The sequence below is a fragment of the Chryseobacterium kimseyorum genome, from assembly GCF_025971945.1.
GTDB classification, from domain to species: Bacteria; Bacteroidota; Bacteroidia; order Flavobacteriales; family Weeksellaceae; genus Chryseobacterium; species Chryseobacterium kimseyorum.
The window spans coordinates 402,129-416,039 of sequence record NZ_JAPDHW010000001.1 but is presented as its reverse complement, the minus strand read 5'-3'; the positions used below and the strand labels follow the sequence as shown (position 1 = coordinate 416,039).

The window sequence follows — 13,911 nt, the reverse complement described above, 5'->3', positions numbered from 1 at the left end:
ACGATTTATACAAGCAAAAACCTGTTTTTATTGACAAACTTTGTAGGAAGTCTTGATGATCAAGGTTTAAAATAGATTTTTTAAAGCGAGATAAAGACTTTTCAGACACATCAATTAAAAATATTATATATGAATTTTATTAAAAAACTATCAGGGATTCTGGTGGCTGCGACCGTTCTTTTTTCGTGCAGTCAAAATAAAAAAGAAAGTTCCAATACTGAGAATAAAAACATTCTTTTTGAGAATGTAATGCTCATCGATGGCAACGGCGGTCAGCCCATTCAGAATACTAAAGTGCTGGTAAAAAACGGAAAGATTGCTGCTATTGGAAACAATATTTCGGATGACAGCGCTGAGAAGATTGATTTAAAAGGAAAAATACTGATTCCGGCTTTGATTTCTGCCCATTCGCATGTCGGAACTTTAAAGGGAACGACCACAGTTCCTGAAAATTATACGGAAGAAAATATTCGTTCTCAACTGAAGAAATATCAGGATTATGGCGTGCTCAATGTCATGTCGATGGGAACTGACCGACCTTTACTGTTTGAAAGTGGTTTAAGAGAAAAATCTGCGAAAGGAGAAATTGACGGAGCAAGAATTCATTCTGCAGGATATGGCTTCGGCGTTACTGACGGTGCTCCACCACTCGATTTTGCAATGGATAAAGTGTTCAGACCGAAAACTGTGAAGGAAATTCCGGTGCATATGGACAGTTTAAAAAAGATTAATGCTGAGCTGGTGAAAATCTGGGTGGATGATTTTAACGGAAAATTTAAAAAGAAAATCAGTCCGGAAATTTATAAAGCCATTATTACTGAGGCACACAAGCGGGATCTGCGTGTTGCAGCGCACGTTTATTATTTATCCGATTTAAAACAATTGGTGAAGGATGGAATTGATGTGATCGGTCACAGCGTTAGAAGCGAAGTGATTGATGATGCGACTTTAGTTCAGATGAAAGCAAAAAACATCATCTACATTCCTACCCTTTCTCTGGATGAGTTCGCGTACGTCTACGCTAAAAAACCGGAATGGATTAATGATGAATTCTTCAAAAAGTCACTCGAGCAAGGCGTTTTTGAGATGATCACCTCAGAAAAGTATCAGAATGAACTTAAAAATTCTCCTGCCTTTGCCAAGAATATGAAAGCTTTTGAAATCGCAAAACAGAATCTGAAAAAAGTTTTCGATGCAGGAATTCCTGTGGCAATGGGAACAGACAGCGGTGCAATGCCTTTGAGAGCTCAGGGATTTTCTGAACATCTGGAATTACAGTTGATGACAGAATCGGGATTAACTCCGCTTCAGGCAATTACCGTGGCGACGAAAAATTCGGCGAAAGCTTTAAAAATAGATAAGGATTTTGGGACGATTGAGACTGGGAAAACGGCAGATTTTATCATCTTAAATTCAGATCCTTCAAAAAATATTAAAAACACGAGAGACATCTTTTTGGTGTATAAAGCCGGAAAAGAAGTCAGTAAAGGTCCAATTGCAAAATAGAAGGTATGAAAAAGTTGATATTGAGTATATGTTTTGTTGGAATTTCTCTATTAGCAAATGCACAGTCGAATTATGAATTGGTAACTAAAATTTCACCACCCAATCCGGATCCTTCAGGAATCGCAGTGAGCTCAAACGACCGGGTATTTCTGGGATTTCCACGTCATGCAGACAATCATAAAGAATTGGCTCTGGCAGAAGTGGTCGACGGTAAATTAATTCCTTTTCCCAATAAAGAATATGTTTATCCGGGCACTAAGGATTACAAAAACTGGTTAGTTTCACCACACGGAATGTACATCGATAAAAATGATGTTTTATGGGTTCTAGATGACGGAAAACGTTCCGGACAGAAAGAAATTCCTGAAGGTGCAGCCAAGGTAGTGGGAATTGACATCTATACGAAAAAAATTATTCATACGATCATTATTCCCAAACCGGTTTTGTCGGATGATGCCCATTACAACGATCTCCGCGTGGATTTGTCTCATGGCTCGAAAGGCACTGTCTACATTGCAAATTCAGGATTTGGTGAACGGTTTTCTCTGGTTGTTTTGGATGTTGCTACAGGAAAAGCGAAAGAAGTTCTCCTGAACCACTATTCCACTTCTCCTGATCAGAGTTTTGTAGCATTTTTGGAAGGAAAACCATTGAAGTATGATTTCAAAAAACAAAAATTTCCTTTAGGCGGTGCAGATGGAATTGCAATAAGTCCGGATGAGAAAACATTGTACTGGACGGCTATCAGCAGTAGAAAATTATACAGTATCTCAACAGATCTTCTGAGCAATCTTGATTCGACGGAACAGGAAATTGAAAATGCAGTAAAATTTGAAGGTGAAAGACCAGCCTGCGATGGTTTGGCAGAAGATGAAAAAGGAAACATTTACTTTGGAGCATTTGAACAACAGTCTATCGTGAAAAGAAATTCGGCAGGAGAATTTTCTCAGATTTCATACGACAGAGAAAATTATGTCTGGCCGGATGGCCTTGCGTACAGAAATGGATATGTTTACGTCACTCTCGGACAGTGGAATCGACTTCCCGGATTTAATGATGGAAAAGATTTAAGGAAACCGCCTTACTTAGTCGTTAAAATTAAAACAGAACAGTAATAAATATAACATTACACTTTATACAATAAAAATTATGGAATACAGAAAATTAGGACACAGCAATTTAGAAGTTTCAGCAATCACTTTCGGAGCCTGGGCTGCCGGCGGATGGATGTGGGGAAGCACAGACAGAAACGAGGCGATTGATGCGATCAAAGCTTCTTATGATGTCGGCGTAACTTCGATTGACACAGCTCCAATCTATGGTCAGGGCGTTAGTGAGGAAATTGTTGGTGAAGCTGTCAAAGGGTACTCCAGAGATAAAGTTCAGATCTTAACCAAATTCGGGATGCGGTGGGATCTGGCAAAAGGAAATCTTGCCATGCACAGTAAAAATAACGAGGGTCAGGATATCGACGTGTACAAATATGCCGGAAAAGAAAGCATTATCTACGAATGTGAACAGAGTTTAAAAAGATTAGGCACAGATTATATTGATCTGTATCAGATTCACTGGCCGGATTCTACTACGCCGATTGACGAAACTTTTGAAGCGGTTTCAAAATTAATTGAGCAGGGGAAAGTTCGTTTTGCAGGCGTGTGTAATTATGATGCTGCTCAAATGGCTGAGGCTGAGAAGACTTTGAAATTGGTCTCCAATCAGATTCCTTTCAGTATGGTGAATCGTGGAGTTGAAGAGGAAACGGTTCCTTACTGCATTGAAAACAGCAAATCTATCTTAGCATACAGTCCGTTGGAAAGAGGTTTGCTGACGGGAAAAATCACTTCAGATTACAAATTTCAGGACGGCGATCACAGAGCGGGTCATCCTCATTTCCAGCCAGATTTTATTGAGAAGACAAATAAGCTTTTAGATCAAATAAAACCGATTGCAGAACAGCACAGTGCATCTCTGGGCCAACTGGTTTTAAAATGGACGATTGAAAGACCAGGCATCACAATTGCATTAGCAGGAGCAAGAAATGCAGAACAGGCTGTGCAAAATGCAAAAGCAATCGAAATTAAAATAAGCAAAGAGGAACTGAAAACAATTGATGATTTGGTGAATGCGTTTTAAATTAAATCCATTGCTTGGATAATCTGACTGATCTGATTTGATAGAGAAATTTGTTTGACTAAATTTTAAACGCAAGGTTAGACAAGGAATTTTATTCTACTACAGATGAAGATAAACAACGGCGTTTCACTTAAGAATGAAATACAGGTTTGTTTCTTAAATAAATTAAGCTGCATTTTTTAAGCTTAAAAGCGATGTGTTTGTTAAAAATATTGTCTGGCAATGCTTTTAGATAAATAGAATCACACCAATAAAATATTAAATATGGAAAGAAGAACATTCATTAAAAACAGCGGGCTTGCCGCAGCAGGATTGATGGCTTCATCTGCCGTACCTGCGTTTGCATCACAACTACTTAAAGAAAATTTTATGGAACAATTTGAAAATAAAGAACTGGGAAAAAGATTCAGACCCAAATATAAATCAGGATTTGGCGGTGTCGCCTTAGGAAATGGGTTCAACTTAAATCCCGATATCGAATGTTTACAATCCATTGAAGCGGCCTGGAATGCGGGAGTTCGTTATTTCGATACTTCTCCATGGTACGGTTTGGGACTCAGCGAACACAGAATGGGCTTGTTTCTGAAAGACAAAAAACGCGATGAGTTTACGATTTCCACAAAGATGGGAAGAATACTTAAACCACATGACGATTTTAAACTGGATGGTTTATGGAAAGGAAAACTCAACTTTTCTTATGAGTACGATTACACAGCTGCCGGCGCCAGAAAAAGTGTAGAAGACAGTCTGAACAGATTGGGAGTTGCCTCATTAGACATCGTTTTCATCCACGATTTGTCGCCGGATAACAAAGATATGAAGGGGGATTGGGTAAAATATTTTGATATTGCTGCCAAAGGCGCCATGCCCGAGCTGATAAAAATGCGTGAAGAAGGTCTTATTAAAGGCTGGGGATTTGGAGTCAACACCATCGAACCTATTTTAAAAGCCATCGAAGTTTCTGATCCTGATATTTTCCTTTCAGCGTGTCAGTATTCATTGATTGATCACAAAGACGATCTGAATAAAGTATTCCCGAAAGCAGCTGAAAAAGAAATTTCAATTGTTGTGGGAGCGCCTTTGTGTGCAGGTTTTCTGTCAGGTAAAGACCGGTATTTATACAATGGCGATTTTCCGGCTGGGGTGAAAGAAAAACTGGTGGCACTGCAACGTGTTGCAAATAATCATAAAGTAGATCTGAGAACGGCTGCGCTTCAGTTTGCGGCAGCTCCGGATGTGGTTTCCGGAGTAATTCCGGGGGCTCACACGGTAAAACAGTCTGAAGAAAATGCGGCATCGTTTAAAACGAAAATTCCTGCAGGATTCTGGGCAGAACTGAAAAAGGAAAAATTAATTGAAGAAAATGCTCCAACACCAAAAGCTTAATTATGGAAAAAAGAAATAACAGATACCATATTGATCTGAAAGAATTAGAATTAAAAGATGGCTCGATAGCCGGAAAGAATCTTTCTTTTGAGTTTGAAAACCATGATGATCTTTTTAAAATTTTCTATTTAATAAAAACTAAAAATCTCTTTGAAGATGAAAAAACGTCTCTTGAATTTACATTAGGTTTGAAATTATTTACAGAAGTTTTAATTAAAAATAAAAATCACCCGCTGTTTGAAGATTTAAGTCCGGCAATTTCAGAATTCATGAAAAAACTTAAAAGTTATTAATTTAGATAGTAAAATATGAGCACAGAAAAAATAGGCTTTATCGGTTTGGGAAATATGGGACATCCGATGGCGAAAAATCTGGAGAAAGCAGGATTTCCATTAACTGTTTACAACAGAACTGCGGGGAAAGCGGAAGAATTTAAAGCTAAGTCAGAAGTTGCTGATGACGTGAAAGAACTGGTGGAAAACAGTGATATTATTTTCACAATGCTGACCAATGATGAAGCAGCAAAAGATGTTTACAGACAGATTTTAGAACTGAATATTTCAGAAAAACTGTTCGTCGATATGAGTACAATCTCACCTGAAGCGAGTACAAAACTTGCAGATGCCGTTAAAATAAAAGAAGCGTCGTTCCTTGATGCTCCGGTTGCGGGAAGTACAAAACCAGCTGCCGAAGGCACTTTAATTTTCATGGTCGGTGGAGATGGGAATGATGTGGAAAGAGCAAAACCGTATTTAGAAAAACTTGGTAAACAGATCAAACATTTAGGCAAAAACGGAAAAGGTCTGGCGGCAAAACTGTCGGTCAATTACTTTATTTCAACGCTTTATCAGGGTTTGGCAGAAACAATTCTGTTCTCAGATCAGTTGGGAATTGAAAGAAAAGATATGCTCGACATTATCAACGAAAGTGCAAGCGGAAGCGGTGCGACCAAAGTTAAAACGCCTCTTTTGGTTGAAGACAATTATCAGCCTGCATTTTCTTTAGATTTAATGTTGAAAGATATTCTGCTCGCAAAAGATGCCGGTGCAGATTTTCCTCTTTCTCAAACTTTAATTGAAACTTATCAGTCCGCTCAAAACGATGGCTTCGGGAAAGACGATGTGATTGGAATTATCAATTATTTAAAAAAGAACCAAGACCAGAAATAAATGTAATGAACTTGAGAAGATAAATTTCTATCAACCACCAACTGACATCCAACCAAAAACAAAAACTATGAAAGACTTCAAAATCTTATTCTTCTTCCTGAGACTTCCAATCGCCATTTCACTGGCGGGTCACGGCTTGGTACGAATTCCAAAACTGCAGGCTTTTACCGAAGGCATGGTAAAATCTATGGATAAATCTGCAATTCCTGAAGTGTTGATTACACCTTTCGGATATCTGCTCCCATTTTTAGAAGCGATTGTCGGAATAGCTTTGTTGATTGGTTTTAAACCAAAATTAACCATTTATGCATCACTTGCATTAATGAGCATCCTTATTTTTGGAAGCAGTTCCGTTGAAAACTGGTCAGCCATTGAAGCACAGCTGCTCCACTCACTGTATCTGTTTGCACTTTTGTGGTTTTATTTAAGATACAGTTCAGAAGAACATCAACCCATAATATAACAATATGAAAGAACGGATTTTAGAAGGCGAATTATGGACCGCCAAAAAAATTGAAAATAATTATATCGTCAGTATTAAAGATCAGTCGAGCATTGTGCAGGCTCTGAAAGATTTTGTATTAAATCAGAACATTAAATCCGGTCAGGTCACCGGAATTGGTGCCGTGAGTGAAGCAACTTTAAGATTTTTTGACTTTTCTACGAAAGATTATGTAGACAAAAAGTTTAACGAACAAATGGAAGTGACCAATATCTCGGGCAACGTTTCCGTAACAGAAAATAAACCACTACTCCATCTACATATTACTTTGGGAAGGCAGGATTATTCGGCAATTGCGGGACATTTACAGGATGCAAAAATTCGCGGAGCAGGAGAATTTTTTTTCTATCCAATGGCAATTCCCGTTTTTAAAACTAAAAATGAGGATATTGGAATCAATCTTTATGATTTTGAAAAGTCGAACGATAAACCTTAATTTTGACGTATATTTCTCTTCATGTTTGATATTCTCATTTCACATATTCAAAACAAAGTAAATTTAACCAACGAAGAAAAAACTGAATTACAGTCTTTCTTTTCGGTTAAAAAACTGAAGAAAAAACAGTTTCTTTTGAAAGAAGGAGACATTTGCACTCATCTTTCTTTTGTGGGTGAAGGTTTGCTTAAATCGTATTTTGTGGATGAAAAAGGAGGAGAGAATATTAATATGTTTGCTTTCGAAGGATGGTGGATTTCAGATTTTAAAAGTTTTATCAGTCAGGAAAAAGCCGTCTTGAATATTGATGCCGTTGAAGAAACAGAATTGCTGATGATCAGTCTTGAAGATTACGAAAAACTGACGTTAGAAATTCCCGTGATGGACCGTTATTTCAGAATTTTGTATCAGAACAGTTTGGTGACGAAAGATTATCGTTTAATTGCATCAAACAGTTATACCGCCGAAGAGAAATACCTTGAGTTTTCCAAAAAAAATCCTGAAATAATCAAAAGAATTCCGCACAATCTTATTGCTTCATTTTTAGGTTTAGCTCCGGAAACCGTGAGCAGAATCCGCAGGAAACTTCTATTAAAAAAGCTGTAATTTTGAACTTAAGAACCTTGAATTCTAAACCTTGAATCTTAAATTTTAAATTTTGAATTGAGTGAAACTCATGACCCAGATCAAGTGCTTTAACCAATGATCGCGGTAACTTTGTAGGAGAAATTTTACAAATGGAAAACAATAAAAATATCGCCTTAGTTGTTGGTGCTACCGGAATTACCGGAAGCAACCTCGCCAACGAGCTTATTTCTCAGGGCTGGACAGCATACGGAATCTCCAGAAATCCCAACAATAATATCGAAGGATTAATTTCCGTTAAAGCTGATCTTTTAAATATCGAAAGTTTAGAAAATGCTTTAGAAAACATCGCTCCCACTCACGTATTTTTTACAACCTGGATGCGGAATGACACCGAAGAAGAAAACATCCGTGTCAACAGTGCTTTGGTAAGAAATCTTTTAAACGTTTTATCTCCTAAAAAATCAATTCAGCATGTTGCTCTGGTTACAGGTTTAAAACATTACCTTGGACCGTTTGAAGCCTACGCAAAAGAAGGAAAACTTCCGGAAACGCCTTTGAGAGAAGAACAGCCACGACTTCCCCTTCCCAACTTTTATTACGCTCAGGAAGATGAAGTTTATGCAGCGGCCGACAGGGATGGTTTCAGCTGGAGCATTCATAGACCGCATACCGTAATCGGTTATGCAGTGGGAAATGCCATGAATCTGGGAACGACTTTGGCAGTGTACGCAAGCATCTGCAAAGAGACTGGCAGAAAATTCATCTGGCCCGGTTCATCCGCACAGTGGAATGGAATTTCCGATGTAACCGACGCGAGAATTTTAGCAAAACAACTGGTTTGGGCATCTACAACAGAATCTGCTAAAAACACAGCATTCAATATCACCAACGGAGATATTTTCCGCTGGAAATGGTTGTGGTACAGACTGGCAGCATATTTTGGCGTTGAAGCAGTAGGTTTTGAGAATGAAATCAGACCTCTCGAAAAAGAGATGCAGAACGATCAGGAAATCTGGAGCAAAATTGTAGAGAAATATGAATTAAAAGAAGTAAATATCGAAAGATTATCTTCCGCATGGCACACCGATTTGGATTTAGGAAGACCTCTTGAAGTAATGACAGACATGACCAACAGCCGAAAGGCAGGATTCAGAGAATTTCAGAATACCGAAGAATCTTTCTTTGACTTATTTAAAAAATTAAAAGAAGAAAAGATTATTCCTTAAAATTTGAAGAAGAGTTGTTTTATAACAGCTCTTTTTTTTGTTTGATAAAATTTGTTCCTTTGTGAAACAGATTCGTTGGTATCTTATGAAAAAATCTCAGGAAACCCGCTTAAATATTCTTCAGAAAGCTTTTGAACTGATTTACCAAAAAGGGTATCAGACAACAAGTGTTGATGAAATTATCGCTACAACTCAGGTTACGAAAGGTGCCTTTTATTATCACTTTAAAACCAAAGATGAAATGGGTCTGGCGATTCTCAATGAACTGATGATCCCCAATTTTAAAAACAACTTCATCCAGCCTTTTCAAACTGAGGGAAATCCTTTGGACACGATTTATAATTTACTTCATTATTTACTGATGAAAAGTGTAGATTTGAAAGTGGAATACGGCTGTCCGGCCTCCAATTTTACTCAGGAAATGGCGCCGTGGAATATTGATTTTACAAAAGCTTTAAATAACCTCTCCCTCGACTGGGAAAAAACAATGATTGACTCCATTGAAAAAGCCAAGAAGGACGGAGTTTTAAAATCTGATGTGAATGCGAAAGAGGTTGCTGTTTTTGTAATATCGGGATATTGGGGTGTACGGAATTTAGGTAAACTTGAAAATTCAAAATCTGTATATCTTATTTATTTAAAAGGACTTAAGAATTATTTTGAAAGCCTGAAATAATTTTTTTCTTAAAAACATACTAATTAGTATGTTTTTGATTTATCTTTGCTGCATTGAAATTTATAACAATGTATCAAACACTTACATTTCTCCATTCCATATTTCGCTGGCTGGTTTTACTGAGTTTGCTCTACTCGATTTTCAGAGCTTATCAAGGTTACTTTTCCGATAAAATCTTTTCAAAAACAGACGATTCCGTCAGACACTGGACGGCGACCATTACACATATTCAACTGGTTTTGGGAATCACCTTCTATTCTCAAAGTCCCATTATCAAATATTTTTGGAAGAATTTCACCGAAGCCCGAGAATCTTTTGACTTATTTTTTTTCGGATTGATTCACATTTCACTGATGCTTATTTCCATTATTCTAATTACCATTGGTTCCTCCATTTCAAAAAGAAAGACCGATGACAGGGAGAAATTTAAGACAATATTAATTTACTTCGTTATCGCTTTAGTGATAATTTTCATCGCTATTCCGTGGCCATTTTCACCGCTCGCCAACAGACCTTATTTCAGATAATTATGATTGATTTATTTAAAACTAAAATCGGACGCCTAAGAATCATGGCTATTCTTGAAGGAATTTCGTTATTAACCTTAGTATTCATTGCTGTTCCCTTAAAATATGGATTTGATAATCCTGCTTTCGTCAAAATGATGGGACCGATTCACGGTTCATTATTTCTGCTTTTTTTATTCAATACTTTAAGTGTTGGCGTCGAACAAAACTGGAAGTTTAAAGAAACAACCTGGAAAGTTCTTTTAGCGTGCATCATTCCGTTCGGAACATTTTATATCGATAAAAAAATCCTGAGCAAACTATGAAAAACCTTCTGATTTTCTGCGGAGTAATCTTGTTGATTTACGTTGTATACAGAGTTTATCAATATCAGACTTTGGACGATGGTCTAGACAAACTGATTAAAAACGGAGCCGTAATTTTAGATGTAAGAACAGAAAGAGAATTTGAAACCGGACATATCGCTGGTTCACAGAATATTTCTTTAGGAAATATCAGAGAAAGGTACACCGAACTCGATCCAGACAAAACCTACATCACAGTCTGTTCTCACGGTTTGCGAAGTGTAAAAGTGGAATCTATCTTAAAGGAAAAAGGATTTAAAAAAGTCTACAACGGCGGTGCCTGGAGTGATTTGCAGAAAAGTTTGGAACAAAAGTAATTTGGTTAGATTTTTGAATATTCAGAAGCACACTAATCATCACGCTTTTGAAACTCATCACATTCACAAACAAAGGTATTTACTGTCCGCAGGGTAAATTTTACATTGACCCGTGGCGACCTGTAGACTATGCGGTTATCACGCACGGACACGCCGACCACGCGCGTTGGGGAATGAAAAAATACCTTTGTCATCATTTCACAAAACCTATTTTACATCAAAGAATTTCTCCGGACATAGAATGTCAGACCTTGCAATACGGCGAGGTTTTAGACATTAATGGTGTCAAACTTTCGATGCATCCGGCTGGTCATATCATTGGCTCGGCACAAATTCGCTTGGAATATAAAGGTTACGTAAGTGTGATTTCAGGTGACTATAAAGTTCAGGATGATGGTTTGAGTACACCGTTTGAGTTGGTAAAATGCAATGAATTTGTGACGGAAAGTACATTCGGGCTTCCCATTTACAACTGGCTCGAAGTTCCGGATTTAAATAAAAGACTGCAGAATTGGGTTTTAAGAAATCAGGAAAATCAGAAGACTTCTGTGTTCATCGGATATTCTTTGGGTAAAGCGCAACGCATTATGAAAGCCGTAGAAGGAATGGGGAAAATTCACGTTCACTACTCGATTGGAAAACTTAATAAAGCCTTTGAAGAAGTTGGAATCGTGCTTCCCGATTATGAAGTTCCCGATTTCAGGGAAAGCATCAAACACGTTGCAGGCGATATCGTAATTGTTCCGCCGGCATTGTTAGACAGCAATGTCATCAAGAAAATTCCTGATGCAGCAACCGCAATTTGCTCCGGTTGGATGCAGGTTCGCGGTGCGAGAAGGTGGCGAAGTATGGATGCAGGTTTTCCGATGAGCGACCACGCCGACTGGAAAGGATTATTGCAGGCCATCAAAGCAACTGAAGCAGAAATCGTTCACGTAACGCACGGACAAACCGAAGTTTTTTCTAAATATTTAAATGAATTGGGAATTAAATCTGATGTTGTGGAAACTTTGTATGGTGACGATGATGAAGAGGTAACTGAAAAAGAAGTTGTAAAAGATGATGATTGATTCTAAATAACCTTGACAAGGTTGATAGCAAACTTCAAAAACAGATATCACATTGAAAAATGTTGAATATTATTTAACAGCTCCGTACGAGCGAACTGCTAATAACAGAATAGAATAAGAATTATAAGAGCTCCTTAGGAGTGACCTATTAATTTTTAAACATCGAATTGCTCGCAGCCCGACTTGAGTGGAAATCCTTTTTTTGCATAAAATGAAACTTCAATTAAAGACAAAACTTCTTGCAAAAAAAGATTGAGAACGGAAGGCGGATACAGCTGCCCAAATTAAACAAAAGATAAGCAATGAAAAATTTCGCAGAACTCATCAACGCCCTCGAAAGCACGAATAAAACCAATGCTAAAATCGATGCCATCATAGATTATCTTGAGCGTGCGCCTGATGATGATAAATTGTGGTTCATCGCCCTGTTTACGGGAAAAAGACCCAAGCGAAATGTGAACACCAACTATATGAAAGAATGGGCATTGGAAATTACCCAACTGCCATTCTGGCTCTTTCAGGAAAGTTACTCTTCAGTCGGCGATTTGGGTGAAACGATATCCTTGATTCTTCCGCCACCAACTGAAAAAATAGAGAAAACTTTATCTGAATGGATGACCGAAATCATCGGACTTAAAACGAAAACCGAAGCTGAGAAAAAAGAATTTGTTCTTAATTCCTGGAACGGTTTGGATTACACGGAACGATTGATTTTCAATAAATTACTGGGTGGAAGTTTCAGAATTGGAGTTTCCTCAAAGACTTTAATTAATTCTCTTACGAAGTTTTCCGGACAGGAAGCGAGTACGCTGATGCACAGTTTAATGGGGAAATGGCAACCGGATGAAGTTTCATTTCAGGAATTGATTTCGGCTGAAAATATCAATCCCGACAATTCAAAACCCTACCCTTTCTGTCTGGCTTATCAGCTTGAAAAAGAGCTGGAAGATTTGGGAAAACCTGAAGAATGGCTCATTGAATATAAGTGGGACGGCATCCGTGGACAAATTATCAGACGAAACGGTGAAGTTTTTATCTGGTCGCGTGGTGAAGAATTGGTCACTGAGCAGTTTCCCGAAATTGCCAAGACCGTGAAAGCGATGAAAGGCAACTTTGTGATAGATGGAGAAATACTTGCGGTGATGGAAGGTAATGTTTTAAATTTTAATGAATTACAGAAACGTTTGAACCGTAAAACTTTAACTAAAAAAATGCTCGCTGAAATTCCGATTGAAGTTTTTGCATATGATATTCTGGAACTGGAAGGAACTGATTTAAGGGAAAAACCTATCTCCGCCAGAAGAGCAATGTTGGAAGAATTATTATTAAATGAAGAGCAGGGAAACATTAAAATTTCTCAGGCCATTGATTTTGAAGACTGGAGCAAATTAGATTTAATCCGGGAAAATTCAAGGGAAATCAACAGTGAAGGTTTGATGCTGAAACAGAAAAATTCACACTACCATTCCGGACGGAAAAAAGGCGACTGGTGGAAATGGAAAATCAGTCCGTTGACGATTGATGCAGTTCTGATTTACGCCCAAAAAGGTAGCGGACGAAGAAGCGCCTACTACACCGATTACAGTTTTGCCGTGAAAAGTGGCGATAAATTGGTTACCATTGCCAAAGCCTATTCAGGATTGACGGATAAGGAAATAATGGAAGTCAGCAAGTTTGTGAATAAAAATGCGATTGAAAAATTCGGTCCCGTCCGAACCGTGAAAGCTGAACTGGTTTTCGAAATTGCATTTGAAGGTATTGGCTTCAGCAACCGACACAAAAGTGGTGTTGCGTTACGTTTCCCACGAATTTTAAGATGGCGGAAAGACAAAACGGTAAATGATATTGATGATATTGAAGAGATTAAGAAATTGATACAGTAGATTTGATTTTAACCACAAAAGTCACAAAAGTTTTTGTAATAGTTTTGATTAATGAGAATCAGAAGTTCAAAAAAGCTGATGGCAAAGCCTTTTTTGAACTTTAAAAAAACAAATCTTTTGTGACTTTTGTGGTAAAAATAAGAAAGTA

The 13,911-nt window shown here is 37.8% G+C and carries 16 protein-coding genes; all 16 read left to right on the top strand.

The annotated features are described in order from the left end of the window. The first annotated feature begins 129 nt into the window (after positions 1–129). The 16 genes from OMO38_RS02045 to OMO38_RS01970 all read left to right on the top strand — a co-directional run bounded on the left by OMO38_RS02045 (position 130) and on the right by OMO38_RS01970 (position 13,763). Complete coding sequence (locus OMO38_RS02045; RefSeq protein WP_264748580.1) at positions 130–1,506, top strand: amidohydrolase family protein; 1,377 nt, start codon at positions 130–132, stop codon at positions 1,504–1,506. A gap of 5 nt (positions 1,507–1,511) precedes the next feature. Further along, the gene (locus OMO38_RS02040) at positions 1,512–2,621 is read left to right on the top strand and encodes a major royal jelly family protein (RefSeq protein WP_264748579.1); all 1,110 of its coding nucleotides are present in this window, start codon (positions 1,512–1,514) and stop codon (positions 2,619–2,621) included. A gap of 34 nt (positions 2,622–2,655) precedes the next feature. Continuing rightward, positions 2,656–3,639, top strand: a complete 984-nt coding sequence (locus OMO38_RS02035) for an aldo/keto reductase (RefSeq protein WP_264748578.1) — start codon at positions 2,656–2,658, stop codon at positions 3,637–3,639. 264 nt (positions 3,640–3,903) lie between these two features. Further along, a complete protein-coding gene (locus OMO38_RS02030; protein WP_264748577.1) occupies positions 3,904–5,025 on the top strand; it encodes an aldo/keto reductase in 1,122 nt (373 codons plus the stop codon). A gap of 2 nt (positions 5,026–5,027) precedes the next feature. Continuing rightward, entirely contained in the window at positions 5,028–5,318 is a 291-nt protein-coding gene (locus tag OMO38_RS02025) for a DUF3861 domain-containing protein (RefSeq protein WP_264748576.1), read from the top strand. Between the two features lie 15 nt (positions 5,319–5,333). Then, positions 5,334–6,194, top strand: coding sequence for an NAD(P)-dependent oxidoreductase (locus tag OMO38_RS02020; protein ID WP_264748575.1), 861 nt, complete (start codon positions 5,334–5,336; stop codon positions 6,192–6,194). Positions 6,195–6,261: 67 nt separating this feature from the next. Next, positions 6,262–6,657, top strand: coding sequence for a MauE/DoxX family redox-associated membrane protein (locus OMO38_RS02015; RefSeq protein WP_264748574.1), 396 nt, complete (start codon positions 6,262–6,264; stop codon positions 6,655–6,657). Positions 6,658–6,661: 4 nt separating this feature from the next. Then, a complete protein-coding gene (locus OMO38_RS02010) occupies positions 6,662–7,132 on the top strand; it encodes a PPC domain-containing DNA-binding protein (RefSeq protein ID WP_264748573.1) in 471 nt (156 codons plus the stop codon). A gap of 21 nt (positions 7,133–7,153) precedes the next feature. Further along, positions 7,154–7,738 (top strand): Crp/Fnr family transcriptional regulator, encoded by a 585-nt coding sequence (locus tag OMO38_RS02005; protein WP_264748572.1) that lies wholly within the window; start codon positions 7,154–7,156, stop codon positions 7,736–7,738. A 131-nt stretch (positions 7,739–7,869) separates the two neighbouring features. Beyond that, the gene (locus OMO38_RS02000; protein WP_264748571.1) at positions 7,870–8,946 is read left to right on the top strand and encodes an SDR family oxidoreductase; all 1,077 of its coding nucleotides are present in this window, start codon (positions 7,870–7,872) and stop codon (positions 8,944–8,946) included. Positions 8,947–9,007: 61 nt separating this feature from the next. Continuing rightward, the gene (locus OMO38_RS01995; protein WP_319804175.1) at positions 9,008–9,622 is read left to right on the top strand and encodes a TetR family transcriptional regulator; all 615 of its coding nucleotides are present in this window, start codon (positions 9,008–9,010) and stop codon (positions 9,620–9,622) included. A 68-nt stretch (positions 9,623–9,690) separates the two neighbouring features. Beyond that, the gene (locus OMO38_RS01990; protein WP_264748570.1) at positions 9,691–10,149 is read left to right on the top strand and encodes a hypothetical protein; all 459 of its coding nucleotides are present in this window, start codon (positions 9,691–9,693) and stop codon (positions 10,147–10,149) included. A gap of 2 nt (positions 10,150–10,151) precedes the next feature. Beyond that, on the top strand, positions 10,152–10,454 hold the full coding sequence (locus tag OMO38_RS01985; protein ID WP_264748569.1) for a DUF3817 domain-containing protein: 303 nt from the start codon (positions 10,152–10,154) through the stop codon (positions 10,452–10,454). Next, positions 10,451–10,810 (top strand): rhodanese-like domain-containing protein, encoded by a 360-nt coding sequence (locus OMO38_RS01980; RefSeq protein WP_264748568.1) that lies wholly within the window; start codon positions 10,451–10,453, stop codon positions 10,808–10,810. Before OMO38_RS01985 ends, OMO38_RS01980 begins: the two co-directional genes overlap by 4 nt. Positions 10,811–10,857: 47 nt before the next feature. Beyond that, entirely contained in the window at positions 10,858–11,880 is a 1,023-nt protein-coding gene (locus tag OMO38_RS01975; RefSeq protein WP_034979735.1) for a ligase-associated DNA damage response exonuclease, read from the top strand. Positions 11,881–12,182: 302 nt separating this feature from the next. Further along, complete coding sequence (locus OMO38_RS01970; RefSeq protein ID WP_264748567.1) at positions 12,183–13,763, top strand: ATP-dependent DNA ligase; 1,581 nt, start codon at positions 12,183–12,185, stop codon at positions 13,761–13,763. The last annotated feature ends 148 nt before the right edge of the window (positions 13,764–13,911 follow it).

What these genes read in the sequence shown, in the direction of transcription:
- OMO38_RS02045 (WP_264748580.1), top strand. Translation starts at nt 130, where the DNA reads ATGAATTTTATTAAAAAACTATCAGGGATTCTGGTGGCTGCGACCGTT.
- OMO38_RS02040 (WP_264748579.1), top strand. Translation starts at nt 1,512, where the DNA reads ATGAAAAAGTTGATATTGAGTATATGTTTTGTTGGAATTTCTCTATTA.
- OMO38_RS02035 (WP_264748578.1), top strand. Translation starts at nt 2,656, where the DNA reads ATGGAATACAGAAAATTAGGACACAGCAATTTAGAAGTTTCAGCAATC.
- OMO38_RS02030 (WP_264748577.1), top strand. Translation starts at nt 3,904, where the DNA reads ATGGAAAGAAGAACATTCATTAAAAACAGCGGGCTTGCCGCAGCAGGA.
- OMO38_RS02025 (WP_264748576.1), top strand. Translation starts at nt 5,028, where the DNA reads ATGGAAAAAAGAAATAACAGATACCATATTGATCTGAAAGAATTAGAA.
- OMO38_RS02020 (WP_264748575.1), top strand. Translation starts at nt 5,334, where the DNA reads ATGAGCACAGAAAAAATAGGCTTTATCGGTTTGGGAAATATGGGACAT.
- OMO38_RS02015 (WP_264748574.1), top strand. Translation starts at nt 6,262, where the DNA reads ATGAAAGACTTCAAAATCTTATTCTTCTTCCTGAGACTTCCAATCGCC.
- OMO38_RS02010 (WP_264748573.1), top strand. Translation starts at nt 6,662, where the DNA reads ATGAAAGAACGGATTTTAGAAGGCGAATTATGGACCGCCAAAAAAATT.
- OMO38_RS02005 (WP_264748572.1), top strand. Translation starts at nt 7,154, where the DNA reads ATGTTTGATATTCTCATTTCACATATTCAAAACAAAGTAAATTTAACC.
- OMO38_RS02000 (WP_264748571.1), top strand. Translation starts at nt 7,870, where the DNA reads ATGGAAAACAATAAAAATATCGCCTTAGTTGTTGGTGCTACCGGAATT.
- OMO38_RS01990 (WP_264748570.1), top strand. Translation starts at nt 9,691, where the DNA reads ATGTATCAAACACTTACATTTCTCCATTCCATATTTCGCTGGCTGGTT.
- OMO38_RS01985 (WP_264748569.1), top strand. Translation starts at nt 10,152, where the DNA reads ATGATTGATTTATTTAAAACTAAAATCGGACGCCTAAGAATCATGGCT.
- OMO38_RS01980 (WP_264748568.1), top strand. Translation starts at nt 10,451, where the DNA reads ATGAAAAACCTTCTGATTTTCTGCGGAGTAATCTTGTTGATTTACGTT.
- OMO38_RS01970 (WP_264748567.1), top strand. Translation starts at nt 12,183, where the DNA reads ATGAAAAATTTCGCAGAACTCATCAACGCCCTCGAAAGCACGAATAAA.